At 71.2% G+C, this 26,998-nt stretch carries 25 protein-coding genes, 1 pseudogene and 1 riboswitch; of the genes and pseudogenes, 7 read left to right on the top strand and 19 right to left on the bottom strand.

What is annotated here, in order from left to right:
• Positions 1-65: 65 nt before the first annotated feature.
• The 5 genes and pseudogenes from OG599_RS24485 to OG599_RS24465 form a co-directional block, all read right to left on the bottom strand.
• A complete protein-coding gene (locus OG599_RS24485) occupies positions 66-1,820 on the bottom strand; it encodes an ABC transporter substrate-binding protein (RefSeq protein ID WP_442809526.1) in 1,755 nt (584 codons plus the stop codon).
• A gap of 57 nt (positions 1,821-1,877) precedes the next feature.
• Entirely contained in the window at positions 1,878-2,879 is a 1,002-nt protein-coding gene (locus OG599_RS24480) for an ABC transporter permease (RefSeq protein WP_327178124.1), read from the bottom strand.
• 608 nt (positions 2,880-3,487) lie between these two features.
• Positions 3,488-4,276, bottom strand: coding sequence for an enhanced serine sensitivity protein SseB C-terminal domain-containing protein (locus OG599_RS24475; RefSeq protein WP_327178123.1), 789 nt, complete (start codon positions 4,274-4,276; stop codon positions 3,488-3,490).
• A 358-nt stretch (positions 4,277-4,634) separates the two neighbouring features.
• Positions 4,635-5,402: an enhanced serine sensitivity protein SseB gene (locus tag OG599_RS24470; RefSeq protein ID WP_327180170.1), complete on the bottom strand. Its 768-nt coding sequence runs from the start codon at positions 5,400-5,402 to the stop codon at positions 4,635-4,637.
• A 285-nt stretch (positions 5,403-5,687) separates the two neighbouring features.
• Positions 5,688-6,176, bottom strand: a pseudogene (locus OG599_RS24465) (AAA family ATPase); the annotation flags it as partial.
• Positions 6,177-6,350: 174 nt separating this feature from the next.
• Positions 6,351-6,448, top strand: a riboswitch (glycine riboswitch).
• Between the two features lie 148 nt (positions 6,449-6,596).
• Here OG599_RS24465 and gcvT point away from each other — a divergent pair.
• From gcvT to OG599_RS24435, 6 genes are all read left to right on the top strand, one after another.
• Positions 6,597-7,712, top strand: coding sequence for a glycine cleavage system aminomethyltransferase GcvT (gene gcvT, locus OG599_RS24460; protein WP_327178122.1), 1,116 nt, complete (start codon positions 6,597-6,599; stop codon positions 7,710-7,712).
• 122 nt (positions 7,713-7,834) lie between these two features.
• Complete coding sequence (gcvH, locus tag OG599_RS24455; RefSeq protein ID WP_327178121.1) at positions 7,835-8,212, top strand: glycine cleavage system protein GcvH; 378 nt, start codon at positions 7,835-7,837, stop codon at positions 8,210-8,212.
• Positions 8,213-8,230: 18 nt separating this feature from the next.
• Positions 8,231-9,493 carry a serine hydroxymethyltransferase gene (gene glyA, locus OG599_RS24450; protein ID WP_327178120.1) on the top strand — a complete coding sequence of 421 codons (1,263 nt, stop codon included), beginning with the start codon at positions 8,231-8,233 and terminating at the stop codon, positions 9,491-9,493.
• A gap of 175 nt (positions 9,494-9,668) precedes the next feature.
• Entirely contained in the window at positions 9,669-11,051 is a 1,383-nt protein-coding gene (locus OG599_RS24445) for an L-serine ammonia-lyase (RefSeq protein WP_327178119.1), read from the top strand.
• A gap of 252 nt (positions 11,052-11,303) precedes the next feature.
• On the top strand, positions 11,304-11,576 hold the full coding sequence (locus OG599_RS24440) for a hypothetical protein (protein ID WP_030809790.1): 273 nt from the start codon (positions 11,304-11,306) through the stop codon (positions 11,574-11,576).
• On the top strand, positions 11,573-11,965 hold the full coding sequence (locus tag OG599_RS24435; RefSeq protein WP_327178118.1) for a type II toxin-antitoxin system VapC family toxin: 393 nt from the start codon (positions 11,573-11,575) through the stop codon (positions 11,963-11,965). The genes OG599_RS24440 and OG599_RS24435 overlap by 4 nt, the downstream gene beginning before the upstream one ends.
• 131 nt (positions 11,966-12,096) lie before the next feature.
• On the opposite strand, the gene OG599_RS24430 is transcribed toward OG599_RS24435, so the two are convergent.
• From OG599_RS24430 to OG599_RS24415, 4 genes are all read right to left on the bottom strand, one after another.
• Positions 12,097-13,710: an AMP-binding protein gene (locus OG599_RS24430; RefSeq protein ID WP_327178117.1), complete on the bottom strand. Its 1,614-nt coding sequence runs from the start codon at positions 13,708-13,710 to the stop codon at positions 12,097-12,099.
• Positions 13,711-13,963: 253 nt separating this feature from the next.
• Positions 13,964-14,881, bottom strand: coding sequence for a TIGR03619 family F420-dependent LLM class oxidoreductase (locus OG599_RS24425; RefSeq protein ID WP_327178116.1), 918 nt, complete (start codon positions 14,879-14,881; stop codon positions 13,964-13,966).
• A 162-nt stretch (positions 14,882-15,043) separates the two neighbouring features.
• On the bottom strand, positions 15,044-15,985 hold the full coding sequence (locus tag OG599_RS24420; protein ID WP_327178115.1) for an NADP-dependent oxidoreductase: 942 nt from the start codon (positions 15,983-15,985) through the stop codon (positions 15,044-15,046).
• A 20-nt stretch (positions 15,986-16,005) separates the two neighbouring features.
• Positions 16,006-17,259, bottom strand: a complete 1,254-nt coding sequence (locus OG599_RS24415; protein ID WP_327178114.1) for an MFS transporter — start codon at positions 17,257-17,259, stop codon at positions 16,006-16,008.
• A 112-nt stretch (positions 17,260-17,371) separates the two neighbouring features.
• Between OG599_RS24415 and OG599_RS24410 the strand changes: the two genes are divergently transcribed.
• Positions 17,372-17,848, top strand: a complete 477-nt coding sequence (locus OG599_RS24410; RefSeq protein ID WP_327178113.1) for a MarR family winged helix-turn-helix transcriptional regulator — start codon at positions 17,372-17,374, stop codon at positions 17,846-17,848.
• A gap of 43 nt (positions 17,849-17,891) precedes the next feature.
• Here the strand turns inward: OG599_RS24410 and OG599_RS24405 are convergent, their stop codons facing one another.
• Genes OG599_RS24405 through OG599_RS24360 form a run of 10 tightly spaced genes read right to left on the bottom strand, consistent with a single transcriptional unit; the run spans position 17,892 to position 26,939 of the window.
• Positions 17,892-18,686 (bottom strand): enoyl-CoA hydratase/isomerase family protein, encoded by a 795-nt coding sequence (locus tag OG599_RS24405; protein ID WP_327178112.1) that lies wholly within the window; start codon positions 18,684-18,686, stop codon positions 17,892-17,894.
• Complete coding sequence (locus OG599_RS24400) at positions 18,683-19,420, bottom strand: SDR family NAD(P)-dependent oxidoreductase (protein WP_327178111.1); 738 nt, start codon at positions 19,418-19,420, stop codon at positions 18,683-18,685. The genes OG599_RS24405 and OG599_RS24400 overlap by 4 nt, the downstream gene beginning before the upstream one ends.
• A 46-nt stretch (positions 19,421-19,466) precedes the next feature.
• Positions 19,467-20,450 (bottom strand): 3-oxoacyl-ACP synthase III family protein, encoded by a 984-nt coding sequence (locus tag OG599_RS24395; protein ID WP_327178110.1) that lies wholly within the window; start codon positions 20,448-20,450, stop codon positions 19,467-19,469.
• A complete protein-coding gene (locus tag OG599_RS24390) occupies positions 20,441-21,541 on the bottom strand; it encodes a ketoacyl-ACP synthase III family protein (protein ID WP_327178109.1) in 1,101 nt (366 codons plus the stop codon). Before OG599_RS24390 ends, OG599_RS24395 begins: the two co-directional genes overlap by 10 nt.
• 38 nt (positions 21,542-21,579) lie before the next feature.
• On the bottom strand, positions 21,580-22,695 hold the full coding sequence (locus OG599_RS24385; protein ID WP_327178108.1) for a VOC family protein: 1,116 nt from the start codon (positions 22,693-22,695) through the stop codon (positions 21,580-21,582).
• Between the two features lie 35 nt (positions 22,696-22,730).
• On the bottom strand, positions 22,731-23,537 hold the full coding sequence (locus tag OG599_RS24380; protein ID WP_327178107.1) for an SDR family oxidoreductase: 807 nt from the start codon (positions 23,535-23,537) through the stop codon (positions 22,731-22,733).
• Entirely contained in the window at positions 23,527-24,609 is a 1,083-nt protein-coding gene (locus tag OG599_RS24375; protein ID WP_327178106.1) for a zinc-dependent alcohol dehydrogenase, read from the bottom strand. The genes OG599_RS24380 and OG599_RS24375 overlap by 11 nt, the downstream gene beginning before the upstream one ends.
• Positions 24,602-24,991 (bottom strand): cupin domain-containing protein, encoded by a 390-nt coding sequence (locus OG599_RS24370; RefSeq protein ID WP_327178105.1) that lies wholly within the window; start codon positions 24,989-24,991, stop codon positions 24,602-24,604. Before OG599_RS24370 ends, OG599_RS24375 begins: the two co-directional genes overlap by 8 nt.
• Positions 24,988-25,710, bottom strand: a complete 723-nt coding sequence (locus OG599_RS24365; RefSeq protein ID WP_327178104.1) for a cupin domain-containing protein — start codon at positions 25,708-25,710, stop codon at positions 24,988-24,990. Before OG599_RS24365 ends, OG599_RS24370 begins: the two co-directional genes overlap by 4 nt.
• On the bottom strand, positions 25,707-26,939 hold the full coding sequence (locus OG599_RS24360; protein ID WP_327178103.1) for a sedoheptulose 7-phosphate cyclase: 1,233 nt from the start codon (positions 26,937-26,939) through the stop codon (positions 25,707-25,709). The genes OG599_RS24365 and OG599_RS24360 overlap by 4 nt, the downstream gene beginning before the upstream one ends.
• Between the last annotated feature and the right edge of the window lie 59 nt (positions 26,940-26,998).

The following is a 26,998-nucleotide window of genomic DNA, read 5'->3' as shown; positions in this document are numbered from 1 at the left end:
GGCGCCGGTTGCCGCAGGCCTCTCGGCCTGCGGCAACCAATGCCTTCACCTGCCTTCCGGGGCTGCTACTTCTTGGTCGTGCCGATGTTGAGGTAGTCGTACTCACCGCTGAAGGCCGCCGTGGACACCAGGTTGGTGGCGTACGGGGAGCGGTACAGCAGGACCTTGAAGTAGGTCAGCGGAACGAGGACGGCCTCGTCCATGGCGGTCTTGTCGACCTCCGCGTACAGCCGGTTGCGCTCGGCGATGTCGGGCGAGGCGATGGCCTGCGCGAGCTTCGCGTCGACCGTCTTGTTCTCGAACTGCGAGAGGTTGGTGTTGCCGGACTTGCCGATCGCCTCGCTGTTCAGGATCTGCTGCAGGAAGCCGTAGCCGGACGGCCAGTCGGCGCCCCACTGCATCATCATGATGCCGACGTTGTTCTTCGCGTCGAACGCGGGGACACCGGCGTAGTCGGTGAAGTACTTGCCCGACGGGTACTGCTTCAGGGAGGCGTCGATGCCGACCTTCTTCAGCGACGCGATGATCGCCGTGGCCGCGTCGACCTCTTCCTGACGGTCGCTGCGCGCGGTGATGCTGGTCGTGACCTTGTCCTGGCCGCAGGCCTTCAGGTGCTCCTTGGCCTTCGCCTCGTCGCCCTTGCTGCCGTCGGTCGCGTACACGTCCGCCTTCTCGTAACCGGTGATGTCCGGCGGGAGGACGGTGGTGGCGATGTCACCGCGGATGCTGCCGCCCTCGGCGGTCTGCACGGAGACCTTGTCGATGGCGTACTGAACGGCCTTGCGGCACTCGACGTTGTCGAACGGCTTCACCTTGGTGTTGATCGCCGCGTAGACCAGGCGGCCACCGTAGGTGTTGTCGGTGTTCGCCTTCTTCTTCGGGTCGCTGACCAGCTGCGCCTGGGTCTGGGTCTCGACGCCCTTGCCCTGGAGGTCGACCAGCGTGTCGCCGGACTGGAGGTCCTGGTCGATCGTCGACTGGTTGACCTTCAGGTTGACGACGATCTTGTCCGGGTACTGCTTGCGCAGCGGGTCGGTCTTGGCGTCCCAGTTCTCGTTGCGCACGAGGACGGCCTGCTTGCCCTCGGTGTAGCTCTGGAACTTGTACGAGCCGGAGGACACGATCTTCTTGACGTAGTCGACGCCGGTGTCCTTGGCCTGCGGGACCGGGGCCGTCTGCGGCGTGGCGACCAGGTAGTCGAACTCCTGGAAGGCCCTGTTCAGGTGGAAGACGACGGTGGTGTCGTCCGGCGTCTCGATGGACTTGAGGCCCTCGGCGCTCTTGTCCTTGTACGGGCCCTGGTACTTGTCGCCGTCCTGCATGAACTGCTGGAAGTAGTTGGGGCCGAGCGAGAGGACGTCACGCGCGAAGTTCGAGCGCTCGACGGCGTACTTGACGTCCTTGGACGTGATCGGCGAGCCGTCCTCGTACTTGAGGCCCGCGCGCAGCTTGTACGTCCAGGTCTTGCCGCCGTCGCTCTGGGTACCCGGAGCGGAGGCGAGGTCGGGGACGAGCGTGTTGCCCTTCTCGCCGGCGTCCGGCTTGAAGGTCATCAGCGGGCGGGCGTACAGCCGGCTGAAGTTGTACATGTACGCGTAGTAGGTGTTGCCCGGGTCGAACGAGTCCGGGACGTCCGACATCGCGTAGGTGACCGTGCCACCCTTCTCGGTGGAGGCGTTGACGACATCCTTCGTCGCGGCGTCCGCGCCGGCGGACTTGGTCTCGCCGTCGCTCTTTCCGTCGTCTGCCTTGCTGCAGCCGGCGAGCAGCAGGGTCACGCTGCCCAGGGCCGCAACAGCGGCAAGTGATGACCTTCGCATGATGGTCGGAATCCCCTCCATTGTCGGAAACTTGTGGAGCTCTCTGCGCGGACGGAGTCAGCGGCTGCGCGGATCGAGAGCGTCGCGGAGACCGTCACCGAGCAGGTTGAACGCGAGCACGGTGACGAAGATGGCAAGGCCCGGCACGACCATGTACTGGGGATCGATCTGGAAGTAGTCGACCGCCTGGTTGAGCATGCCGCCCCACGACGCCTGGGGCGGCTGGATGCCGACGCCCAGGAAGCTGAGCGAGGCCTCGAAAATGATGTTGGTCGGGATGAGCAGCGTCGAGTAGACGATGATCGGGCCGACCAGGTTGGGCAGCAGCTCCCGGAAGAGGATGTAGGGGCCGCCGGCTCCCATGCCGCGGGACGCGTCCACGAACTCGCGCTCGCGCAGGGCCAGCGTCTGCCCCCGGACGATCCGCCCCAGATAGGGCCAGTTGAAGAAGCCGATGACGAAGATCAGCACGCAGATGTGGAGCGGCAGCCCGTCGAGCCCGAAGGCGCCGCCCTGCAGCGTCGCGGAGATGGCGATGGCGAACAGCAGGAGCGGGAAGGCGAGGAAGGTGTCCATCAGACGGCTGATGACGGAGTCGACCCGCCCGCCGTAGTACCCGGCCACCACGCCGAGGATGGTGCCGATGACGTTCGAGAGGACGGTGGCGCCGAACGCGACCACCAGGGACACCCAGGAGCCTTCCAGGATGCGGGCGAGGATGTCCCGCCCGAACTTCGGCTCCACACCGAGCGGATGATCGAGGCTCATGCCGCCGAATCCGCCCTTGGGCAGCGAGGTGTTGCTGTCGATCAGGTCCTGGTGGAAGGCGTTCGGATCGAGGTCCAGCAAGGACTGGAGCGGCCTGGACAGGGCGGCGATCACGATCAGCAGAACGACGACGACACCACCGACGACGGCGATTTTATCCCGTTTGAAGCGGATCCAGGCGATACGCCCGAGGGAACGCCCCACGATTTCCTGGGACTTGATGCCCTCGTCGAGCACAGCCTCCGGCTGCGCCCCGGCAGCCGCCCCGGTGGTCTCGATCGGTGCGGTCACAGCGCCCTGACCCTTCCAGCCGGTGATCACCGGCCTCTGCAACGCCGCTGTAGACGGCTCGCCTTGCCTAAGAGAATGCCCAGTGCCGCAGATGATGCGACCCCGCTGAGCAGCTGAACTTCGTCGTGCACTCGCTCACGGAATCGGCGACCCCATGCATGACACGGGAGTCTTCAGCGTGCACGCGATCAGTTGCCAGAGCTGACGGGGAAAGTATGCGCAACCGTGATGCTGTCCTGGGGCTTCCGTTATCCGAACACCGGGTTACACCCCGCGAACGGGAGGCGCTCGACGCACATATGGGCACAGGGGCCGACGAGTTCCACGTTCACCACCCGGAAACCGCCAAGCGGACATGACGGTCGGTCGGCACGACCGGGAGGAAAAGCGGTCACAACGGCGTCGAGCCGGGGGACGGGAGAGGACACGGTCGGCGCTCGGCCCGCTCCCTGGACCGGGAGGTCACACCGACCCTTACGTCCGGCACAGTTGCCGCCGGATCGGTCACCGCCGGATGAGCCGCTGCCGGGTCGGCCACTTCCGGATCGGCGGCGCCTCCCGCCCAGTACGTCCGGCTCGGCCGGCTGCGGACCGGCGGCGCGTCCCGCTCAGTACGCCCCGCGCTGCGGGTAGCCGTAGCCGCCGGTGAGCGGGGCCTGCGCGGGAGCCGCGTGGGCCTCCCGGTCGTAGAACGGGCGGGCGTTGGCCCGCAGCCACATGGCGACCGGGTCGTAGTCGTCGGACATCGCGACCGTGGAGACGGGGAGCCCGTCCGGGACGGCGCCGATCGTCTGCCCCATCATCGCGCGGGCCGACTCGACGGCGGCCCGTCCGGTGTCGTAGAGGTCGAGGCCGATGGCGAGGTACGGGGCGCCGAGCGCCGGCTGCACCCAGGCGCGGCGCAGCGAGCGGATCGCCGGGGTGCGGTGGGCGTTCTGCGACAGCAGCGCGTAGAACTGCGGGATCTCGACGGCCGGTTCGGAGAGGGTGAGCGGTCCCGCGGGCAGCCGGTCGAGGCCGGTGGCGATCCGGCGCAGGTCCAGCCAGGGGATGCCGACGCCGCCGCCGGGGGTGTGCGGGTTGAGCCAGATCCCCCAGTGGTCGGGGAAGAGCGAGCGGGCGATCTCCCGGCCGGTGATCACCTCGTGGGCGCGGTTCCAGCCGCTGGCCGCGAGCTCCTGAGGAGAGGTCACGCAGGGGGCGTAACCGAGGCCGTCCACCCCGATGTTGCCGTACTGGGCGTCCGGGGAGCCGGCCGTGCCGTGCCAGAGCAGCATCCAGACCTGGCCGTCCGACAGAGCCTTCAGCAGCTCCTCGTAGGTGTCGAAGCGCCCGGGGGCCACCTGGCGCAGCATGTGTTCGACCTGCCCGGCCGCCGCCGTGCCTGACGCACTCACCCTGGGTCCCGCCCCTCGTCGATTCACCGTGTCGCGCGGACGCCCCCGGGCGCGCGGGAGCGACCTCGCCATCAAACCAGCTTATGCGCCCTTACTGACACCGACTTGACGCCACCACCCGACATGCCGGACAACGGCGGGCCCGCAACCCGCCCCCGGAGAAGGCCGGCCGGCCCGTACGGGACGGCCGCTCTCCGCCCCACGGGATGAACGGCCAACCGGCAGAACGGTTCACGGGGAGTACAGCTCGACGGAGAACGGTTCACCGGCAGAATCGTCCGCCGGCGGAACAGTGCACCGCCAGAACGGTTCACCGCCAGAACAGTGCACCAGCAGAACAGTGCACCGGCAGAACGGCTCACTGGAAGAACGGCCGCACCTTCTCCACCATCCAGTCGCCGACCGGGTCCTGGGCCACGTCGAGCAGGACGAGGTTGACGGGCCACGGCACCTGTACGCGGCCGAGCGCGCGGCCCAGCGCGTCCAGGGGGACGCTCCGGGTCGTCTCGTCCCACATCGACGCCGGGAATCCGGAGACACCGATGAAGAGGACGGGGTCGCCGCCCTCGATGCTGGCCAGGGCCCGCCGGGCGGTGGCGACCAGACCGGTCTGCCGGAACTCGGCGGAGACGGCGGCGAGGAAGTCGACCGGCTCCTCCTTCCAGTCCGGCTCCCACAGCCGCACCCGGCCGCCGCCGGCCGGTCCGTCCAGCGGGGTGTTCCCGGTGCGGCAGAGCTCGGCGACGGCGGCGGGGGGCAGCGGGAGCCCGACCGCGCCGCCCGGGTTCACCGCGATGCCGAGTTGCGGGGGCAGTCCGCGCGCGAAGTCGCGGGCGGGCGCGACGGCGAAGGAGAGGTGGGTGCCGACACAGCTGAGGAACTGTGCCTCGGAGCTGAAGACGGGGACGAAGGCGGCGCCGTCGAGCTCGACCGTCGGCAGGTCGAGGTCGGCGCTGGCGGGGCTGCCGCCGTTGGGGAGCGGAATCCAGACCTGGCTGCGGCCGAGCACCTCGACGAGGCGGCCGGCCGCCTCGGGGACGCCCAGCGAGGCGCTGAGTACTTCTTCGAGCTCGTTCGCCGGCCACCCCTGGAGCTGCTGGGGCGGCATCTGTGCCGGGATGTCCACTGCCTCTGTGTCCTCTACTCGACCGTGTCCTGCGGCAGAAACAGTAACCGCCGACGGGCGTCGGCGTCCCGGCACCGGCACACGCACCGGCGCAGGTACCGACGGGGCCCCGCCCCCGGGCGGGAGCGGGAAGGCGATGGACCGCAGCGCCCCGGCCGCCGGGCGGTCGAGCAGCACGGCGGAGGCGCAGCCCGGGGGCAGCCGGCCGCGCTCCGCGTCGCGCAGCAGCCGGCCGACCGCGCGCCGGTGCCGGGCGAAGGCGTACCCGGAGACGCCGCGTCCGCGTGCGCGCTGGCCGGCCCGGGCCGCCTCGGGGGTCACGTCGAGCAGCACCAGGTGGAGGGTGCGGCCCCGGCGCACCGCGTGGCGGGCCAGCCAGCGGCGCACCCAGGCCTGGGTGCCGCAGTCGTGGACGACGACCGCCTCGCCGGAGCGGAGCGCGCGCAGCAGCCCGTAGTAGTGGGCGGCGCGGACCAGGGGGCGGTAGAGGGCGTACGGGAGTAAGCGGGGCAGGGCCGCGGTGAAGCGGTCCCGGGTGTCCTGGGAGTCGATGGCGCGGGCGGCGACCGCGCGCCGGATCAGGGTGGACTTGCCGCTGCCGGGCAGCCCGGAGACGACGACGACGTCCCCGGGGGTGAATTCCAGCCGCCGCGGTCCGTCTCCCGTCCCGCCGCGCAGGTCGCGCACGGCCGGCGGCCCCTTCTCGGCGGCGGGTGGTGCCTGCCGCACCGCGACCGCCCTCCGCACCACCCCCGCGTACGGTCGCAACGACATCGGCACTCCCCCTGTCGAGTCACCCCAGCACCTGCCCACAAAGTGTAAAGAAAAGGTAATGCGCGGCAAGTGTCCCGGACGGGAGGCCGGGCGGTGGCAGGGGGTTGGGGTACCGGGCGCCGAGGCGGTCCGTCCTGCGTGCGATGATGTGCCCGCAACTGCATACCGGCCGTTTGAATCCACGCGGGAGAGTTCCGGCCACCGTGTGTGCCGGGCGCCGAAGGAGCAAGTTCCTCCCTTGAATCTCTCAGGCCCCGTACCGCGTGGATGAGGCAGATCTGAAAAGCGAGCCGTTCACCGGCTCCACCCAAGGTGCAAGCCGACCCGTCAGGGGCCTCTCGGCGAACCTCTCAGGTTCCGATGACAGATGGGGAGGGACCGTCCTCGTCGTCATGCCCTGCGCCCTGGGAGCCACACCTCATGAGCACCGCCCCCCGTACGACCGCCCTCGACGCGCTGCATCGCTCGCTGGGCGCGACCATGACCGACTTCGCGGGCTGGGACATGCCGCTGCGGTACGCCAGCGAGCGTGACGAGCACAACGCGGTGCGCACCCGCGCCGGGCTCTTCGACCTCTCCCACATGGGTGAGATCGCCGTCACCGGCCCCGAGGCGGTCCGCTTCCTGAACCACGCGCTCGTCGGCAACATCGGCACGGTCGGCGTCGGCCGGGCCCGCTACACGATGATCGTCCGTGCGGACGGCGGCATCCTGGACGACCTGATCGTCTACCGCCTGGCCGAAACCGAGTACCTCGTGGTCGCCAACGCGGGCAACGCCCAGCTCGTCCTGGACACGCTGACCGAGCGGGTCGCCGGCTTCGACGCCGAGGTCCGCGACGACCGCGACGCCTACGCGCTGATCGCCGTCCAGGGCCCCGAGTCCCCCGCCATCCTGAAGGCCGTCACCGACGCCGACCTGGACGGGCTGAAGTACTACGCCGGCCTGCCCGGCACGGTCGCCGGGGTGCCCGCGCTCATCGCCCGTACCGGCTACACCGGCGAGGACGGCTTCGAGCTCTTCGTCGCCCCCGAGCACGCCGAGGCCCTCTGGCAGGCGCTCACCGAGGCCGGCGCCCCGCACGGCCTGATCCCCTGCGGGCTCTCCTGCCGCGACACGCTGCGCCTGGAGGCGGGCATGCCGCTGTACGGGCACGAGCTGACCACCGCGCTGACCCCGTTCGACGCGGGTCTCGGCCGGGTCGTGAAGTTCGAGAAGGAGGGCGACTTCGTGGGCCGCGAGGCGCTCACCGCCGCCGCCGAACGCGCCGTGACCGCCCCGCCGCGCAAGCTCGTCGGCCTGGTCGCCGAGGGCCGCCGGGTGCCGCGCGCCGGTTTCCAGGTGGTCGCGGACGGCACGGTGATCGGCGAGGTGACCTCCGGTGCTCCCTCCCCGACGCTGGGCAAGCCGATCGCCATGGCGTACGTGGACGCGGCGTTCGCCGCGCCCGGCACCGAGGGTGTCGGCGTCGACATCCGGGGCACCCACGAGCCGTACCAGGTCGTGGCGCTGCCCTTCTACAAGCGCCGGAAGTAGGCGTCGGCGCCCGTCGCGCACCGCCCACGCACCGCCCACCGGGCCGAACGTGACGCAGTCGCGTCTCATCCCGTAAGACCATCGTTCATCAGCACCCACCCGCGTACAGGAGAATTCAGGTCATGAGCAACCCCCAGCAGCTGCGGTACAGCAAGGAGCACGAGTGGCTGTCGGCCGTCGAGGACGGCGTGGCGACCGTCGGCATCACCGAGTACGCGGCCAACGCGCTCGGTGACGTCGTGTACGCCCAGCTTCCGGAGATCGGCTCCACGGTGACCGCGGGCGAGACCTGCGGCGAGCTGGAGTCGACCAAGTCCGTCAGCGACCTGTACTCGCCGGTCACCGGCGAGGTCACCGCGGCGAACCAGGACGTGGCGGACGACCCGTCCCTGGTGAACTCCGCCCCCTTCGAGGGTGGCTGGCTGTTCAGGGTTCGCGTCGCGGAGGAGCCGGGGGATCTGCTCACCGCCGACGAATACACCGAGTTCTCCGGCAACTGAGACCCAAGGGACCGCCTGATGTCGCTTCTCAACTCCTCCCTCCACGAGCTGGACCCGGACGTCGCCGCCGCTGTCGACGCCGAGCTCCACCGCCAGCAGTCCACCCTCGAAATGATCGCCTCGGAGAACTTCGCTCCGGTCGCCGTCATGGAGGCGCAGGGCTCCGTCCTCACCAACAAGTACGCCGAGGGCTACCCGGGCCGCCGCTACTACGGTGGCTGCGAGCACGTCGACGTGGTCGAGCAGATCGCGATCGACCGCATCAAGGAGCTCTTCGGCGCCGAGGCCGCGAACGTCCAGCCGCACTCCGGTGCGCAGGCGAACGCCGCCGCGATGTTCGCGCTGCTCAAGCCGGGCGACACGATCATGGGTCTGAACCTGGCCCACGGCGGTCACCTGACCCACGGCATGAAGATCAACTTCTCCGGCAAGCTCTACAACGTGGTCCCGTACCACGTCGGTGAGAACGGCACCGTGGACATGGACGAGGTGGAGCGCCTCGCCAAGGAGTCCCAGCCGAAGCTGATCGTGGCCGGCTGGTCCGCCTACCCGCGCCAGCTGGACTTCGCCGCCTTCCGCCGCATCGCGGACGAGGTCGGCGCGTACCTGATGGTCGACATGGCGCACTTCGCGGGCCTGGTCGCCGCGGGCCTGCACCCCAACCCGGTGCCGCACGCCCACGTCGTCACCACCACCACGCACAAGACCCTCGGCGGTCCGCGCGGTGGCGTGATCCTCTCCACCCAGGAGCTCGCCAAGAAGATCAACTCGGCGGTCTTCCCGGGTCAGCAGGGCGGCCCGCTGGAGCACGTGATCGCGGCCAAGGCCGTGTCGTTCAAGGTCGCGGCCTCCCCGGAGTTCAAGGAGCGCCAGCAGCGCACCCTGGACGGTGCCCGCATCCTCGCCGAGCGTCTGGTCCAGCCGGACGTCACCGAGGTGGGCGTCTCCGTCCTCTCCGGCGGCACCGACGTGCACCTGGTCCTGGTGGACCTGCGCAACTCCGAGCTGGACGGTCAGCAGGCCGAGGACCGGCTCCACGGGATCGGCATCACGGTCAACCGGAACGCCATCCCGAACGACCCGCGCCCGCCGATGGTCACCTCCGGCCTGCGCATCGGTACGCCGGCCCTGGCGACCCGCGGCTTCCAGACCGAGGACTTCACCGAGGTGGCGGAGATCATCGCCGCGGCCCTGAAGCCCGCGTTCGACGCCGAGGACCTGAAGGCCCGCGTCGCCGCCCTGGCCGAGAAGTTCCCGCTGTACCCCGGCCTGGGCAAGTAGCAACCGCCCGTTCACGGGCATTTTTCGCAGGTCGGGCGGGGCATCGCGCACACTGGACGGTGAGCGCGGTGCCCCGCCGCGTTCCGTACGGGGTGTCTCGCTCCCCGGTACTCCCCCACCTCCCCTTTTTCGTTTCGCCGGTGGACAACGGCGTCCGCCCAGCTAGGAGTCATCCGTGGCCATTTCGGTCTTCGACCTGTTCTCGATCGGCATCGGGCCGTCCAGCTCCCACACGGTGGGCCCGATGCGGGCGGCGCGGATGTTCGCGCGCCGGCTGAAGAACGAGGGCCTGCTCGCGCCGACCGCCTCGATACGCGCCGAGCTGTACGGCTCCCTGGGCGCGACCGGCCACGGCCACGGCACCCCGAAGGCGGTGCTCCTCGGCCTGGAGGGCGAGTCCCCCCGGACCGTGGACGTCGAGTCCGCCGACGCCCGGGTCGAGCAGATCCGCGCCACCGGCCGCATCAGCCTGCTGGGCGCCCACGAGATCCCGTTCGACGCGGACGAGCACCTGGTCCTGCACCGCCGCAAGGCCCTCCCGTACCACGCCAACGGCATGTCCCTCCACGCGTACGACGAGACCGGCGTGCTGCTGCTGGAGAAGACGTACTACTCGGTGGGCGGCGGGTTCGTCGTCGACGAGGACGCGGTCGGCGCCGACCGGATCATCCCCGACGACACCGTGCTCGCCCACCCCTTCCGCACCGGCGACGAGCTGCTCCGCCTGGCCCGGGAGACGGGTCTCTCCATCTCCTCGCTGATGCTGGAGAACGAGAAGGAGTGGCGCACCGAGGAGGAGATCCGTACCGGTCTGCTGGAGATCTGGCGGGTCATGCAGGCGTGCGTCGGCCGGGGCATGTCCCGCGAGGGCATCCTCCCCGGCGGCCTCAAGGTCCGCCGCCGCGCCGCCAACTCCGCCCGCCAGCTGCGGGCCGAGGGCGACCCGCAGACCCACGCGATGGAGTGGATCACCCTCTACGCCATGGCGGTCAACGAGGAGAACGCCGCCGGCGGCCGGGTCGTGACCGCCCCCACCAACGGCGCGGCCGGCATCATCCCCGCGGTGCTGCACTACTACATGAACTTCGCGGCGGGCGGCGCCACCCCGGAGGAGAAGGACGACAGCGTCGTCCGCTTCCTCCTCGCGGCGGGCGCCATCGGCATGCTCTTCAAGGAGAACGCCTCGATCTCCGGCGCCGAGGTCGGCTGCCAGGGCGAGGTCGGCTCCGCCTGCTCCATGGCCGCCGGCGCGCTCGCCGAGGTCCTCGGCGGCTCCCCCGAGCAGGTCGAGAACGCCGCCGAGATCGGCATGGAGCACAACCTCGGCCTCACCTGCGACCCGGTCGGCGGCCTCGTCCAGATCCCCTGCATCGAGCGGAACGGCATGGCGGCCGTCAAGGCCGTCACCGCCGCGAAGATGGCCCTGCGCGGCGACGGCACCCACAAGGTCTCCCTCGACAAGGTCATCAAGACCATGAAGGAGACCGGCGCCGACATGTCCGTGAAGTACAAGGAGACGGCCCGGGGCGGGCTCGCGGTGAACATCATCGAGTGCTGAGGTTCTAGGCCCTGACCAGCGCGTTTACGTCTTTCAGTGCTGTCAGGGCCTTCCCTGCTTACGCGGCGGAAAGTCCCTGGAATCTCCCTGAGACAGACGTGAAAGTCCCTGCAGAGTCCCTGACGGATCCCTCGCCGATGGGCACTTGACCTGGAAGTTCGCGACACCCGGGCAGCGATGGATGTCCCTCCGACCCACCCGCTCGGAGAATCACCCTCCTCCAATAACAAGAGTTTTGTTAAACTCGGCCCCATGGCTACCTCCCAGGCGCCCGGCGAAGGACCCGTCCGGCCCGTATCGGTCTCCCTCCACGAAGGCACCATCGCTGCCCTCAAGGCACGTACGGGCAAACGAGGCATGTCCGCCTACGTCGAGACCCTCATCCAGCGCCAACTGGAACGGGACCGGCTGCGCGAGCTCATCGAAGACGCGGAAACCGAACACGGCCCGGTCGATCAGGCGGCGGTCGACGCCAAACGCGCCATTCTCCGCGGCGACGCCGCGGGCTCGGCGGACGCCGCGTGAGCGGCACGCTCGTCCTGGACTGCGAAGGCCTGTCCAAACTGGTGCGACGCACGCCCGAGATCACCGAGTGGCTGGCCGCGGCCGAAGCCGAAGACATCCGCGTCGTCACCAGCTCCGTCACCCTCGTCGAAGCACGCGACCCCAGGGTCAACCAGGCCCGCTTCGACTACGCAGTCTCCCGCGTGAACATCATCCCGCCCACCGAAGCCATCGCCCGCCATGCGAGCAAGCTCCTGGCCGCGGCCGGACTGCACGGCCACAAGTACGCCCTCGACGCCATCGTGGCCGCCACCGCACTCACCTCGCCGGCCCCAGCGACCGTCCTGACATCGGACCCCGAAGACCTCCTGATGCTCTGCGGCCCCAGGGTCCGCGTGATCAAGGTCTGACCGCGAGGCCTCGCCTCGACCCACCCCTTGCGCGGATCGGAGCGCCTCGCGGAAAGCCTCGGGCGGTAGCCCTCTTCGGGGCACCGCCTACGGCCCCCACCCCGCGAGACCGCCCCTGAGCCGGCGGTTCCTCAGGACCGCAGGGCGGCTCGCCGGATCTTCCCGCTGTCCGTTCTGGGCAGGTCGGAGACGAAGTGGACGTGCCGGGGGTACGCGTGGGCGGAGAGCCGTGTCTTCACCAGGGCCTGCAGTTCTGCCTCCAGGCGGGGGCCGACGGCGGCCGTGCGGGTGGGTACGACGTACGCCTCCACGACCTCTCCGCGGAGTTCGTCCGGGGAGGTGGTGACCGCGGCCTCCGCGACGTCCTCGTGGTTCAGCAGGACGCTCTCTATCTCGACCGGGCCTATGCGGTAGCCGGCCATGACGATGACGTCGTCCTGACGGCCCTTGATGTGGAGAACACCCGAGGGGTCGACCGAGGCCAGGTCACCGGTGACGAACCACCTGCCGTGCCTCGTGAAGGTACCGCCGGCCCCCTGAGCGGGCTGGGTGGCGCCCTCGTACCCGTGGAACCACATGAGCGGACTGCGCGCCACGTCGACGGCGAGGAGCCCGGTCTCGCCCTGGATCTCGTGTCCCGTATCGGGGTCGACGACCGTCAGTTCCCAGCCGGGGAAGGGGCGCAGTTCGCGGCGGGAGGACGGCGGGCCGGGAGTGGGGCCCCATGCCTGTCCGGCCGCCATGCCCAGTTCCGACTGGCCGTAGTGGTCGAAGAGGTCGGCGCCCAGGCAGCGCCGGGCCCAGGGAGCGAGGTCCGGAGGCAGCGGTTCACCGGCGGAGGAGCAGGCGCGGAGTTCGGTGCGGAGGGGGGTGTCGCCGAGTGCGTTGCGCAGCGCCCGGTAGGCGGTGGGGGCGGCGGCGAAGTTCGTCACGCCGAGGCCGGTGAGGGCGCGGGCGGTGAGCCCGGCGTCGAATCTGGCGCGGAGCAGGGTGGTGGTGAGGCCGAGGGCGAGAGGACCGATGACCGCCTGGTAGAGGCCGTATCCCCAGCCGGGGTCGGCGAGGTTCCAGAAGACGTCGTCGGGGCGCTGGCCGAGACCGAACCGCTGGTACGCGGCGAAGGACGCCGTTGCCCGGACGGGGACGGTGACGGCTTTGGGCTGCCCCGTCGTTCCCGAGGTGTACAGGTCGATGAAGGGTGCGTCGCCGCCGGGGCCTCGGTCGGGCGAGGGCAGCGGGGTGTCGGCCTCCAGGTCCTGGAGGCGGTGCGTCCCGGCCGCGGGGACGGTGGGGAGGTCGCCGTTGACGACGATCGGGGGGAACGCTGTCGCGGCTTCGGCCAGGGGCTGGAGCTTGGGCAACTGCGCCGCGTCGGCGACGAGGAGAGCGGCGTGGGCGGTGCGGGCGGCGACGGCCTCGCTCTGGAAGGCGGTGAACAGCGGTATGTGTACGGCTCCGAGACGCCAGGTCGCCAGCAGGGTGACCACGTGTTCGGCCGACTTCGTCATCAGGGTGGCGACGCGGTCGCCCTCGCCCACGCCGAGCCGCTGCATCGCGTGGGCGAGGCGACGGGAGCGGTCCGCCAGTTCGCCGTAGGTGACCAGGTCGGCGCGCAGGTCGGGACCGACGACGCGCAGTGCGGGGTGGTGCGCGGGGTGCCGGTCGCAGAGGAGGTGCACGAGGTCCGCGTCCGGGCTTTTGAACGTGGCGACGAGGTCGGCTATGGACGGTTCTGAGGTGGACACGGGGTCTCCTGGACGAGGTCGTGGTGTCGGATTCTGTCGAGGTGCGTTCTCCGGTGGAGCGGGTGGAGCGGAACGGGCGCGGGAAGGGGGCCGGCCGGAGCTGGGCCGTGTCCGACCATGCGCGTCGGATCGGCGGGAAGGGGCGGACACGGCCTGGTCGCGGCTCCGGCCGGGGGTTCGGGCGCCACGCCCGCGCCCCGTGTGCGGTGCGCGGGCTCCCGGGCGGGCGGTGGTTCCTGTGCGGAGCGCGCGGTCAGCGCACGGTGTGGGTGGCGAGGTCGATGACCTGTGTGGCGATGGTCTCCAGGGTGCGCCAGTCCTGTTGGGCCGTGCCGCGCAGCCGCTGGTCGCCGGGGTCGGTGTCCAGGATGACGTAGGAGCAGCCCATGGCTTCGAGGGTGCGGAGGTCGTCCCGGAGCTGGTCGGTCGTGCCGTGTCCCGTCTGCCGGGTGGCGTCCGGCAGCGGCTCGGAGGTGAGGGAGACCTGGATGCGGGGGCAGAGCTGGACGGGCGGCCGTCCTTCCTCTTCGGTGAGTTTGCGCAGGGTGGGCACGGCCACCTGCTTGAGCCAGTCGGCCCGGGGCCACAGCGGGTGCCAGGCGTCGCCGTGGCGGGCGGCCCGGCGGACCGCGGGCAGGCTGTTGCCGCCGATCCAGATGGGGGGCGTGGGCCGGCGGTGGGGCATGGGGGCGGTGTGGACGGAGGTGAAGGAGACGGTCTCTCCCCGGAAGGTGGCCCGTCCGTCGGTCCAGAGCCGGCGCAGGGCGACGAGGTATTCGTCGGTGAGCCGGCCCCGGGAGGTGTAGGGGACGTTCAGCGCCTGGTATCCCTGGCGGGCCCAGCCGACGCCGACTCCGAGGACGAAGCGGCCCTGGGAGAGCTGGTCGAGCGTGGAGCCCATGCGGGCCAGGAGCACCGGATGCCGGTGCGGCATGATCACCACGCCGGTGCCGATCTCGATGCGGGAGGTCTGGCCGGCGAGCCAGGCGAGCGAGGTGAAGGCTTCGTAGAACGGCTCCGGGGAACGGCCGGCGGCGTCCGGGGTGAGCGCCACGTGGTCGGAGACCAGCAGGAGGTCGTACCCCAGGTCCTCGATGGTGCGGGCCCAGCCGAGCAGAGTCTGCGCGTCCATGCCGGGGCCGAAGTTGGGCAGGTTGATGCCGATCTTCACCGGGTGGTTCTCCTTGTGCGGGACCGTGCCGGGCGGGTGTTCCGCCCGGCGGGCGTCGTACGGGGTAGCGGGGGGGCGTACGGGGTGGCGGGGGCGGGTGCGGGCACCCGCACCCCGCGGCGGGGGCCGGGTGGTGTCCGGCCTCGATCCGCCGGACACCACCTACGGGCGGTCCGCGGTGCCGTCGTGTGCGGTGGGGACGAGGAGCACCTTGCCGCGGATCCCGCCGTTCTCGAAGGCGCGTACCGCCTCCGCGGCCCGGGCGAAGGGGTGGACGGTACCGACGCGCACGGTGAGGTCCTTGCTGTCCACGAGGCCGACCAGGGCCTCCAGGGCCCGGCCGTCCTGTTCGACGAAGGAGATCTCCGGGGTGATCCCGCGTTCGGCGGGCGGGACGACCGTGGGGACGACGGTCACCAGCCGGCCGCCGTCCTTCACCGCCTTGATCGCGTCGGGGATGCCGGCGGTCTCGAACACCACGTCGTATCCGCCGGCCCGGCGCGCCTCCTCCACGGACGTGTGGACCTCCTGCGCACCGAGTTCACGTGCGAGGTCCGTGTCCTTCGCGCGGACCAGTGCGGCGGCGTGCCATCCGCGCAGGCGGGCGAGCTGGAGCGCGTAGCCGCCCAGGGCTCCCACGCCTCCGGTGACCAGGATCGTGCCGCCCGGCGGGAGGGGGAGCCTGGCGAAGGGCTGGTACACGCTGAGCGCGGCGAGCGGAAGGGCGGCGGCCTCGCGCAGGCCCAGCGAGTGCGGGGCCGGCGCGAGCAGGTCCTCGCCGATGGTGACCCGCTCGGCCCAGGTGCCCAGTCCGGTTCCGGCCTGGGCGCTCATCCCGACGACGGGGTCGCCCACGGCGAAACGGTCCGCGCCGGGACCGGTGGCCTCGACACGGCCGGAGAGGTCCCAGCCCAGGATCATCGGCAGCGGGACGGTGAGTTCGTCGCCCTTGGACCCCGAACGGACCTGGTTGTCCACGGGGTTGACGGAGACCGCCTCGATCCTGACCGTGACCTGGCCGGGCCCGGGCGCGGGCGCGTCGGGCACCTCGCTCTCGTGCAGGACGTCGGGGCTTCCGAAGGTGTTCATGATGACTGCGCGCACGGTGCTGACTTCCTCGGGGTTCAGGCCTCGGCGGGGGCGTGGCTCTGGGCGGGTGCGGGGCTCTGGGCCGGTGCGGGGCTCTCGTCCACGGCGCCGGGGCCCTCCGGCCGGCCGCCGCGGCGGTCGTGGCGCAGGGCGAGGACGGCGACGGGCAGGGCGAGCAGCGAGACGGCCGCGGCGGTCCAGGTGACCCCGTCGGCTCCGAAGGACGACCCGATCACCAGGCCACCGATCCAGGCGCCGAAGGCGTTGGCGAGCTGGAAGGCGGAGATGTTGACGGAGACGGCCAGCGTCGGGGCACCGGACGCGGCGGCGAGAAGACGCGCCTGGAGGGCGGGCGTGATGGCGAAGGCAGCCGCGCCGAAGACGAAGACGGCCACGGAGACGGCGGGCTTGCTGTCCAGCGTGAAGCCCAGCACCACGAGCGCCAGGGGCAGCGCGACGAGCATCCAGCACAGCGACGCCATCAGGGACCGGTCGGCCAGTCGGCCTCCGATCAGGTTGCCGGCGAGCGATCCGACGCCGTAGACGAGGAGGAGGACGGTGACCGCGGTGCCGGAGAATCCGGTGGTGTCGGTCAGCATGGTGGCCAGGTAGGTGAAGGCCGTGAAGGCGCCGGTCTGGCCGAGGACGGTCATGCCGATGGCCAGCAGCACCTGCGGCCGTGCGAAGACGGACACCTCGGCGCGCAGGCTGGTGGTGTCGGGCGCCACCCCTCCGTCCGCCTCGCGGGCCGAGGGGACGAACACCGAGATGAGCGCGGTGCCGACGAGGGCTACGCCGGAGACCGCCCAGAACGCGGACCGCCACCCGAACTGTTCTCCCAGGAGGGTGCCGAGGGGAACACCCAGCACGGTGGCCAGGTTGAGGCCGGCGGCGACCTGCGCGACGGCCCGGCCCTGCTTCTCCGGCGCGACGGAGTTGACGGCGACGACCAGGGCCACCGCGAAGAGGGTGGCGTGGGCGAGCGAGGAGACGACGCGGGCCACCATCAGCACGGTGTAGCCGGGGGCGAGGGCGGCGAGGATGTTACCGAGGGTGAAGATCGCCATCAGCGTGAGCATGAGCGTCTTGCGCTCGACGCGCGTGGTCAGCGCGGTGATGAGCGGGCCGCCGATGACCACGCCCACGGCGTAGGCGGTCACCAGCAGCCCCGCACTGGGAACGCTGACGGCGACGTCCGAGGCGATGTTGGGAAGCAGGCCCGCGATCACGTATTCGGCGGTTCCCACCCCGAACACGCAGACGAGTAAGGCGAACAGGGGCAGGGGCATGGCGCCACCTCTCAAAGTATGTACGCGATACGTGCATGCAAACACATTGATTGCATGCAGGATGACGGAGTGTCAAGATGACTGGACGAGAACGGATTTACGGAGGCACCGGATGACGCACGCGACGGGCCGCACCGAGGAAGCACGGGAGACGCCGCCCCCCTGGGCACCCGGGACCGCGGACTGGATGGCCGTCCACCGCGCCCACGCGCGGGTGACCGACGCCGTCGAGCGCGCGCTCGACCGCCGTCACCGGCTGCGCGTCTCCGAGTTCCACGTCCTGGCCTCCCTGGCGCAGGCCCCGGAACGCAGCCTGCGCATGCAGGACCTCGCCGAGGCCGTCGGGCTGACGCACAGCTCCGTGAGCCGGCTGACCGGCCGGCTGGAGGACCGTTCCCTCTGCGAGCGCTGCCTGTGCCCCGACGACCGGCGCGGCGTCTTCGGCCGCCTTACCGACCAGGGAGCCGAATTGGCCGCACTGGCCGCCGTCACCTACTCCGAAGCCCTGTCGGCCGTGCTGTCCCGCTCGGGCATGGCCGTGGACCGCACCCCGGGAGGCCTGCACTTCCTCGTCGGCCCGTCGGCGTGACGGCCGGCCCCGGCGACGGCCCGCCGGCGGGGCCGATGTCACCTCACCGCCCGCGGAACCGTGCGTTGCCCGGCCCCCGGGCGACGAAACTTCCCATCCCCAGCATCCGGTCCTCCGTCCCGAACAAGGCCGCGAACCGCTCCCGTTCGACGGCCAGCCCCTCGTCCAGGCCGAGCGCACTGCCCTTGTCCAGGGCGTACTTCGCCGCCGCCAGCGCCGCCGTCGGGCCCTGCGCGTAGGAACGGGCCCGCTCCGTGGCCACCTTCAGCACCTCGGACCCGGGGACCACCTCGTCGACCAGACCCACGCGCAGCGCCTCCGAAGCCGCCAGAGCACGCCCCGAGAAGATCATGTCCTTCGCCACCGCGAGACCGACGAGCCGGGGCAGCCGCTGTGTCCCGCCCGCTCCCGGTATGACGCCGAGCAGGATCTCGGGCAGCCCCAGCCGGGAGTCCTCGGCGCAGATACGGAAGTCCGCGGTCAGCGCGAGTTCGCACCCCCCGCCCAGGGCCGCGCCGTTGATCGCGGCGACGACCGGTTTCCCGATCTCCGCGACCGCGGTGAACGCGGACTGGAGCGCCGAGGCGTGTTCGTGCATGTCGGCATGGGTCATCCCGGACATCTCCTTGATGTCCGCGCCCGCACTGAAGATGGCCGGACCGCCGTACAGGACCACGGCGCGCACCTCGGGGTCGGTGGCCGCCAGCGCCGCCGCCCGGTGCAGTGCGCGCTGCGCGTCCCGGTCCAGCGCGTTGACCGGCGCCCGGTCCAGGCGGATCGTGGCGACGTGCTCGTCCACCGTGAGGAGGGCGGCAGCCGCCCCGGAACGCGTACTCACGCCCACAGCAGCCCCCCGTTGACCCCGAGGATCTCGCCGTTGACGTAGCTCGCGTCCTCGGACGCCAGGAAGACCGCCGCACGGGCGGCCTCGCCCACCTCGCCGGCACGTCCCAGCGCGAACCGCTTCCGGTACGCCTCCCAGGCACGCTCGTTGCTGACGAGTTCCCGGCCCATCCCCTCGTCGAGGAAGCCGGGAGCCAGGGAGTTGACCCGCACCCCGGCGCGACCCAGTTCGATCGCCGCGACCCGGGTGAACATCTCGACGGCCGCCTTGGAGGCCGCGTACCCGGCGGCGCCCACCGCCACCCGGCTGCCCATGCACGAGGACACCGTGATCACCGAACCGCCGCTCTTACGGAGATACGGGACAGCGGCCTGCACCGAGAGGAAGACCCCGGTGAGGTTGGTGTCCATCACGGCACGCCAGTCCTCGTACGCCAGCGACTCGATCTTGCCGTCCCGGTTCACCCCCGCGTTCGCGACGACCGTGTCGATGCCCCCGAACTCGGCGTCCGCCGCCCGCATGACGTCGGGCATCGCCCCGGGGTCGCTCACGTCGGCCAGCAGGAACCGGCTGCGTTCCGGGTGTTCTTCCAGCAGTTTCTCGACGTCCCCCCGGGAACGGGCCGCACATACGACGTTCGCTCCCTCCGCCAGGAACTCGCGTGCGATGGCCAGTCCGAGACCTCGTGTCCCGCCCGTGATCACCGCCGTCTTGCCCTTGAGTCTCATCTCGTCTCCTTGAGGTCCGGGTGCGGTTGGTTCCGGCGCGCGGTGTTCAGTACCAGGTCATGACGGCGGCCCCCGCCGTCATGCCCCCGCCGACCCCCGCGAGCAGCACCCGCTCACCGCGCCGCAGGGGTGAGCGCACGTGCGCGTCGTGGAGGGTGATCGGGATGGAGGCCGCCCCGGTGTTCCCGTAGCGGGGAGCGGTCATCGGGGCGCGTGCGGGGTCGATCCCCAGGTCCCGCACGCACTGCTCCAGCAGCCGCGTGTTGGCCTGGTGGAAGATGACCCGGTCGATGTCGCCGAGGTCCAGGGAACTCTCCTGGAGGACTTCGGTGACGAGCTTGGGCAGGGTGGCCAGTACGTAGTCGCGCACGGCCCGCCCGTCCATCGAGAAGAGGTGCTCGCCGGCCTCCCAGGCCTGCGGGTCGAGCGCCTTCGCGGTGCCGCCGGCGGCGACTCCCACCAGATCGCTGCGGTCCCCGTCGGTGACCAGCTTCACCGCGTGGATGCCGTAGCCCTCGGGGACGGGCCCGAGGACCGCAGCCCCGGCTCCGTCCCCGAACAGGGCGACCGTCTTGCGGTCGGACCGGTTCATGATGCGGGAGTACATGTCCGCGGCGACCACCAGCGCGCCGGACTCGCCGCCGGGCCGGTCCACCAGAGCCCGGCCGATGTCGAGGGCGAACAGGAATCCGGAGCACACGGCGTTGACGTCGAAGGCGGGGATGCCGTGGAGTCCCAGCTTGTCCTGGGTGAGTGCCGCGGTCGCGGGCTGCGGCTTGTCCCCGGTGGAGGTCGCCAGCGCGATCCAGTCGATGTCCGGCCACGCCTCCCGGTCGGCGCCGAGGGCGTCGAGGGCGGCGGCGGTCGCCAGGTCGGAGGTGGTGACCCCGTCCGCCGCGTAGCGGCGCTCGCGTATGCCCGTGCGCTGGTCGGTCCAGTCCGGGCTGGCGCCGCTCCAGCGGGCCACTGTCGCGTTGTCCACGATCTGCGGAGGCACGTGGGCCCCGATGCGGATGATCCCTACGGACATGTCCCGGTCTCCTCGCCAGTGGGCACGGTGGTGGGGTGGGGGTGGTTCTCCCGCTGCGTCCAGCCGGGGGTCTCCCCGACTTCCAGCACGGCGCAGCTCCAGTTGAAGCCGCCGCCGACGCCGACGAGGACGATGTGCTCGCCCGCCCGCAGGGCACCGCTCTCCGCGAGGTGGTTGAGGCCGGCGAGCTGGTCGCCGGCGCCCAGATGGCCGACGCGGCGGGCGAACTCCCAGGTGGTGCGGGTGAAGTCGGTCAGTCCGAGGGGCCGGAGGACCTGCCGTTGCAGCAGGTGGGCGCCGAAGTGCGGCAGGACGATGTGGTCCGCCGAGGCCAGGTCGACACCGGCCTCCTGCGTCGCCTGGCTCACCGCGGCGTGGAGCCCGGCGGAACCCCGCTTCCACAGTTCTTCCTTGGGCATCCGCGTCAGGAACTCCTGGGCCCGCCGGTAGAGGTCGATGGGGTGGTCCGCGTCGTTGCGGAAGTCTCCGAAGGCGTCGTCGCCCCGGTGCAGGCCTTCCAGTTCCGGGTCCTGGGTCGTCACCAGGGACCGCAGCCGGGCGAATCCGCCGCGTGTCGAGACGGCGACCGCGCTTCCGCCGTCGCCGAAGACGAGGCCGGAGTCGGCACGCCAGCGGTCGAAGTGGGGAGGTGCCCAGATGTCGGCGCAGGTCACCACGGCCAGGTTCGCTCCGGGGCGGGCCGACAGCCTGTCGCAGGCGAGTTCGAGGGCTGCCAGTCCCCCGTTCGAGCCGGCGCGGACCTCTGCGGCGAACGCCGCCGAACTGCCCGTTTCGCGCTGGACGTAGGACGTGGGGTTCGCGACGTTGATGCCGTTGTGCTTGAGGACGGAGTAGTAGAGGGCGTCCACCTGGCCGGGGTCCGCTCCGGCGCGCCACAGGGCCTGGCGGGCCGCTGCCGCGGCCATGCCCGGGGTGGAGGCTTCCGACGGGGCCACCGTCAGCCTCAGTTGCTCGCTGCGTCCGGCCTCGTCGGCGCCGTAGTCGCCGTCGGCCACCGCCTGTTCGGCCGTGACGTGGTCGTCCGGCAGCCAGGCTCCGGTGCCGGCCACGTGGATGTCGTTCCACCGCATGGGGAGTCTCCTTTCTTCGGACGGGGGACCGGGTTCTCTCAGGGGCGGTTGGTCCAGGCGACCGGGCCGCCGGGGGCGCGTCGTGCCCGGGTCGTCGCCTCGTAGGGCATGGCGCCGTCGGGCATGTTCAGGACCTCCATCGGGATGCCGATGGGCGTGCGGAAGTAGACCCAGCGGTCGCCGGCGATGGGGCCGTCGGGGATGGTCTCGGGGGTGCCGAGGATCTCCACGCCGTCCTGGGCTTCGAGATGGGCGACGGCGGCGTCCACGTCGTCGACGTAGAAGGCGAGGTGGTGACCGCCGACGTCGCTGTTGCGCGGAGGCACGGAGGACGAGCCGGGGACGGCGTACGAGAACAGCTCGATGTTGTCGGTGGGGCCCAGGCGCAGCATGGCCTGTTCGATGGTTCCCGCTCCGTCGACGTTGAGCTGCGTGCTCATGACGTCGGCGGGCAGGGGGATCGGGCCGATGCGGTAGAGGAGTTCGGCGCCGAGCACGTCGGTGAAGAACGCCACGGACGCGTCGAGGTCGGCCACCGTGTAGGCGACGTGGTCGATGTTGCGTGCGGTGGGGATGCCGGGTGCCGGTGTGGTGACGGTCCCGTTGTGCCAGGCCGGCACCGGGCCAAAGCGGCGGCCGTCGGTCTCCTTCTGGTACGGCATGTCCTGCGGGACGGAGTGGACCTCCATCTGCATGCCCCACGGGGTGAGGAAGTAGATCCAGCGGTCGCCCGCGTTGGGGGCGTCCTCGGGCATGGTCTGCGGCGTGCCGAGGATGCGCACGCCGGGACGGCCGGCGAGGTAGGCGACGGCGGCGTCGACGTCGTCGACGTAGAAGGCGAGGTGGTGGCCGCCCACGTCGTTGTTGCGCGGCGGGACGTTGTTCTGGTGGGGGGCGGTGTACTCGAAGAGCTCGACGTTGCTGGTGGGGCCGAGGCGCAGCATGGCGATCTCGGTCGTGGCCCTGGGGTCGACGTCGAGGTGGACGCTCATCCAGTCGTCGTCCCGGACGAGGGGGTCGAGGCGGTAGACGAGTTCGCCGCCGAGCGTGGTGGTGAAGAACTCGATCGCCTGGTCGAGGTCGGGGACGGTGAAGGCGAAATGGTCCACGCTGCGGGCGGTGGGGATGCCGGTGTGCGGAGGCTGGAGGGCCATGGTGCGGTGCCTTTCCGGTGCGGAGTGGGTACGGCTCAGACGGTGTTGGCGTAGCCCTGGTTGGCGATCGCGGCCATGAGGCTGAGGCCGCCGTCGACGGTGAGGGAGACCCCGGTGGTGTAGGCGGCGGCGGGCGAGGCGAGGTGGGTGATGAGCGCGGCCACCTCGGCCGGCCGGCCGGGGCGCCCGACGGGGATCGCGGGCCGCTTCACGTCGGCGGCGTCGGTGTGTTCGGGGACGCCGTTCATGGGCGTCGCTGTCTCGCCGGGCGCCACCGAGTTGACGGTGATGCGGTGTTCGGCGAGTTCCAGGGCCATCACTTTGGTGACCGCGCCCAGCGCCGCTTTCGCGGCGCAGTAGGCGCTGCCGCCCCGGATGGGGATGTGCTCGTGCACGGAGGTGACGTTGATGATGCGTCCGCCCCGGCCGGCGGCGACCATGGAGGCCGCTGCCGCCCGGGCGCACAGGAACGGGCCGGTGAGATCGACGTCGAGGAGGTGCTGCCATCCGTCGGCGTCCTCGTCGAGAGCGTCGGCCCGGCGGTTGATCCCGGCGTTGTTGACGAAGACGTCGATTCCGCCGAGTTCCTCGGCCACGCGGTGGACCGTCGCGGCGGCGGCGCGCGGGTCGCCGAGGTCCAGCCGGACCAGGGTCGTCTCCGTACCGGCGGGCATGTCCCGCACCGTGCGCCGGGCTCCTTCCTCGTCCGAGCGGTAGCCGACCGCGACGCGGTGCCCCGCCCGGGCGAGAGAGAGCGCGGTGGCGCGGCCGATGCCGGAGCTGGCGCCCGTGACGAGGGCGACGGGCCGCCGCCCGGTGGTCGGGGGGTTGTCATCCGGCATGGGCTTCCTCGCGTTCCGGTGCGGCGGGAGTACCGAAGGAGAGCAGGATCTTGGGACGTGCGCCGCGGCCCGTCTCCAGCGTCCGGAACGCCTGCCGGGCTTCCGTGGCGGGCAGTTCCGCGTGGATCAGAGGTGCGGCCCGCAGAATGTCGCGGGCGAAGAGGCCGAGGGTCTCGTCGTAGTGGTCGAGCCCGTGGCGGATGCCGAGCAGGGAGATCCCGTCGAGGGTGATGCGGGCGGCGTCGACCTGCGGAATCGGTTCGTGCGTGACACCGACGGCGGCGACACGGCCGCCGGGTTCGACGAGGTCCAGGGCTCTCGCGAACCCAGCGGAGGCGCCCGACGCCTCGATGACCAGGGAGTACGCGCCCGGGTCGGCCTGGGCGGGGAGAAGCCCGCGCCGGGCTCCCAGGCCGGTGGCGAGTTCGAGAGCCGCTCCGTCGATGCCGACGGCGTCGACGTGCTGGGCCAGATGGGCGGCCAGCTGGACGGCCAGCAGGCCGATGGTGCCGGTGCCCACGACAGCGACGCGGTCGGTGGTGAGGCAGCCGGCCCGCCGGAACGCCTCGACGACGGTGACCGCGGGTTCGACCAGTGCGGCCGAGCGGGCGTCGACCGTGTCCGGCACGGGGACGAGAGAACTGGCGGGCATCCGGACGTACTCGGCCGCCGCTCCCTGGATGCCGTAGAGGCCTACCTCGCGCATGTGCGGGCAGAGGCCGCGCCGGCCGCCGCGGCAGTGGGCGCACCCGCCGCAGGGCACCATGGTCTGGCCGACGACGGGCTGCCCGGGGGCCAGGCCGGTGCCGGGTGCGGAGACGACGGTGCCGCTCCATTCGTGCCCGACGACGTGCGGGAAGGCAGTCCGCCCGTCGAGGACGTAGCTGGCGGTGCCGTGCAGGAGTTCCAGGTCGGTTCCGCAGAGTCCGGCGTACGAGACGCGGACCAGTGCGTGGCCGGCGAGCGGCCCGGGGATGGGGATCTCCACCGTTTCGACGCTCTTGGGGGAGGTGACGGCGACGGCCGTCATGGTTCCCCGCAGCCAGGCGGGGTCGTGGGCCGGGCTAGTCATGGTGCAGCTCCGGTATGCGCGGGGGAAGCTGGGCGGCGTACCGGTCGGGCAGCGTGGCCAGCAGCAGCAGCGTGACGGGGAGGTCGCCGGTGCTGAGGTGGGGGCGGGCTCCGGCCGGGCTGAGCATGAGCTGGCCGGCGTGGAGCGACCACGGCGCGGAATCGCATTCGTCGACGGTGACCGTCCCGGACAGGACGAACCACGCCTCGTCGACTCCGGCGCGTCCGCGGTGGTCTATGCGGGCGTGCGGCTCCAGGACGATCTGGTCGACCGCCTCGCACTCGCTGTGGAGCATGCCCCGGCGGGCCAGGCAGCGTCTGAGGACCGCCCCGGCGCCGGACTGGAGCGCTTCGGCGTGGGCGGCGGCGGGAGAGATGATCACCGGGTGCTCTCCCCCGGTCCGCGCACGTCCATCTCGGCGTGGAAGAGCTGGAGTCCGCCCTCGTGTGCCAGGACGTGGGCCTCCGTGCCCAGCGGAAGAGTGACGGCGGTTCCGGGGACGAGCTCGGCCCGGGAGCCGGCGCCCTCGGCGACGCCCGTTCCGTCGATCACGAAGAGCACGTGTTCGCTGGTGTGGGCCTTGAGCGTCTCGCTGTCGTTCTCCCGCAGGGTCTGGATGCGGATGGTGGACAGGGGTCCGTCGAAGGCTTCCGACGGGTCGACGCTCCGGACTTCGTCGAGCTGGTAGACCCGGCTGCGGGGCATGGTTCCTCCAGGATGGGTGGGGGCGTCCTGGGTGAGGACGGCGTGGGTGGCCGGCGCGGACATCTCCACGACGAGCCAGGCCAGTTCGCCTTCACCCGTGTTGCGCAGGCCGTGGGTGCTGCCGACGCCGGTGAGAGCCATGGTTCCGGGCCGCACCTCGTAGGTGGTGTCGTCGAGGAGCAGCTCGCCCCGCCCGGAGAGGATGAAGTAGATCTCCTCGGTACGGGTGTGCAGGTGGGCTCCGCTGACACCGCCGGGGGGCAGGCAGGCCCACTCGACCGCCTCCCACGCTCCGGCGGTGCCGGTGCGGCGCGCGAGGCACTTCCAGTAGGTGAGGCCTTCGGCGCCGTGCACGCCGTGGACGTGCGAGGCCCGTGAGGTGTCGGCGACGATCACAGGGCACTCCGGAGGGCCCGGTCGTGCTCCTGCAACTCGGCGAAGGCCGACCGCAGTTCCTGCGGGCTGAGGTCGTTGACGAAGCACGCCTGGCCGATGCCGACGGGCAGCGGCAGGCGCTGCTGGCCGTCGCGGTGCCGAACGGTGTCGGCGAGGGCGTGTTCCCACACTTCGGGCGTGCAGGCGGGGTGCATGACGGGCAGGCCCAGGTCCTCCATGACGGCCAGCACGCGTCGGGTGTCCTCGTCGCTCACCAGGCCGCGGCGGCGGGCGACGACGGTGGTGAAGGCCATGTCGATGCACACCGCCTCTCCGTGCAGGAGTTCCGGCAGCGCCTCCATCTCGATCACGGGGGAGAAGGAGTGGCCGTAGTCCACCAGCCGCTGCAACTGGTGCTCCCAGAGGTTGGGCTGGAGTTCTTCGAGCATGCCGTGGACGGCCCGGCACAGGACTTCTTCGGCGACGAGGTGGCGGCCGTCGGGGTCCTCGGTCAGCTGGAGCCTGCCGTTGAGCAGGGTCTTGCTGTGGGCGGCGAGCAGTTCGAACAGGGCCCGGTCCTTGACAAGGGCGATCTTGAGGATCTCGGCCAGACCGTTGGAGATGTGCCGCTGGTCGAGCGTGGCGAGGAACTCCGGGTCCAGCAGCGCCACCGAGGACGGGTGGTAGGTGCCCAGCCGGTTCTTGTGACGGCCGAAGTTGACTCCCGTCTTGGCACCCACGCCCGCGTCCACCAGGCCGATGAGGGTGGTGGGGACACGGACGTACGGGGTGGATCGCCGGTAGAGGCTGGCCGCGAGGCCCACGATGTCCATGAGGACCCCGCCCCCGATGGCGATGACGGGTTCGTGGCGGCGCGCGATGCCGAAGGCGTCCATGGACTCCACCACCTGGAAGGCGGACTCCATCGTCTTGAGCTGCTCGTGGGCGGGCAGGACGCGGGTCACGGTCTCGATCCCGCGGGCGTCGAAGTACGCCGCGATGCGGTCTCCGTACAGGCGCTGTACCTGCTCCTCCACCACCAGCAGGCGCCGGGTGCCCGTGCTGCCGGGCGGGGTGCCCGCTTCGGCCAGAGCGGGGTGGGCGGGATCGAGTATTCCGCTCTCGAAGCGCACCTCGTAGGTGACGGGCTTGGCCGTGCTGACGGTCCAGGAACGCGCCGGCGCCCCCTTTGTAAACAGCCCGTTACCGGATTGTGTGAAATAGGTTTCTGGTGGCATTACGGCAGTCATCGATACTCCTCGTCTTGTTCCCGAACGGAAAGAAAGGCGGGAAGAGATGGAGCCGGAGC

It is taken from the genome of Streptomyces sp. NBC_01335 (assembly GCF_035953295.1).
Classification (GTDB): domain Bacteria; phylum Actinomycetota; class Actinomycetes; order Streptomycetales; family Streptomycetaceae; genus Streptomyces.
Note: the sequence above shows the minus strand (reverse complement) of the source record. Positions and strands in the feature narration are given on the sequence as shown.

Bases quoted from the DNA above. Each gene is read 5' to 3' on its own strand.
- OG599_RS24380 (WP_327178107.1), bottom strand. From the start codon at position 23,537: ATGCCGGATGACAACCCCCCGACCACCGGGCGGCGGCCCGTCGCCCTC.
- OG599_RS24390 (WP_327178109.1), bottom strand. From the start codon at position 21,541: ATGCGGTGGAACGACATCCACGTGGCCGGCACCGGAGCCTGGCTGCCG.
- gcvT (WP_327178122.1), top strand. From the start codon at position 6,597: ATGAGCACCGCCCCCCGTACGACCGCCCTCGACGCGCTGCATCGCTCG.
- OG599_RS24415 (WP_327178114.1), bottom strand. From the start codon at position 17,259: ATGCCCCTGCCCCTGTTCGCCTTACTCGTCTGCGTGTTCGGGGTGGGA.
- gcvH (WP_327178121.1), top strand. From the start codon at position 7,835: ATGAGCAACCCCCAGCAGCTGCGGTACAGCAAGGAGCACGAGTGGCTG.
- OG599_RS24410 (WP_327178113.1), top strand. From the start codon at position 17,372: ATGACGCACGCGACGGGCCGCACCGAGGAAGCACGGGAGACGCCGCCC.
- OG599_RS24395 (WP_327178110.1), bottom strand. From the start codon at position 20,450: ATGTCCGTAGGGATCATCCGCATCGGGGCCCACGTGCCTCCGCAGATC.
- OG599_RS24400 (WP_327178111.1), bottom strand. From the start codon at position 19,420: ATGAGACTCAAGGGCAAGACGGCGGTGATCACGGGCGGGACACGAGGT.
- OG599_RS24440 (WP_030809790.1), top strand. From the start codon at position 11,304: ATGGCTACCTCCCAGGCGCCCGGCGAAGGACCCGTCCGGCCCGTATCG.
- glyA (WP_327178120.1), top strand. From the start codon at position 8,231: ATGTCGCTTCTCAACTCCTCCCTCCACGAGCTGGACCCGGACGTCGCC.
- OG599_RS24385 (WP_327178108.1), bottom strand. From the start codon at position 22,695: ATGGCCCTCCAGCCTCCGCACACCGGCATCCCCACCGCCCGCAGCGTG.
- OG599_RS24485 (WP_442809526.1), bottom strand. From the start codon at position 1,820: ATGCGAAGGTCATCACTTGCCGCTGTTGCGGCCCTGGGCAGCGTGACC.
- OG599_RS24360 (WP_327178103.1), bottom strand. From the start codon at position 26,939: ATGACTGCCGTAATGCCACCAGAAACCTATTTCACACAATCCGGTAAC.
- OG599_RS24375 (WP_327178106.1), bottom strand. From the start codon at position 24,609: ATGACTAGCCCGGCCCACGACCCCGCCTGGCTGCGGGGAACCATGACG.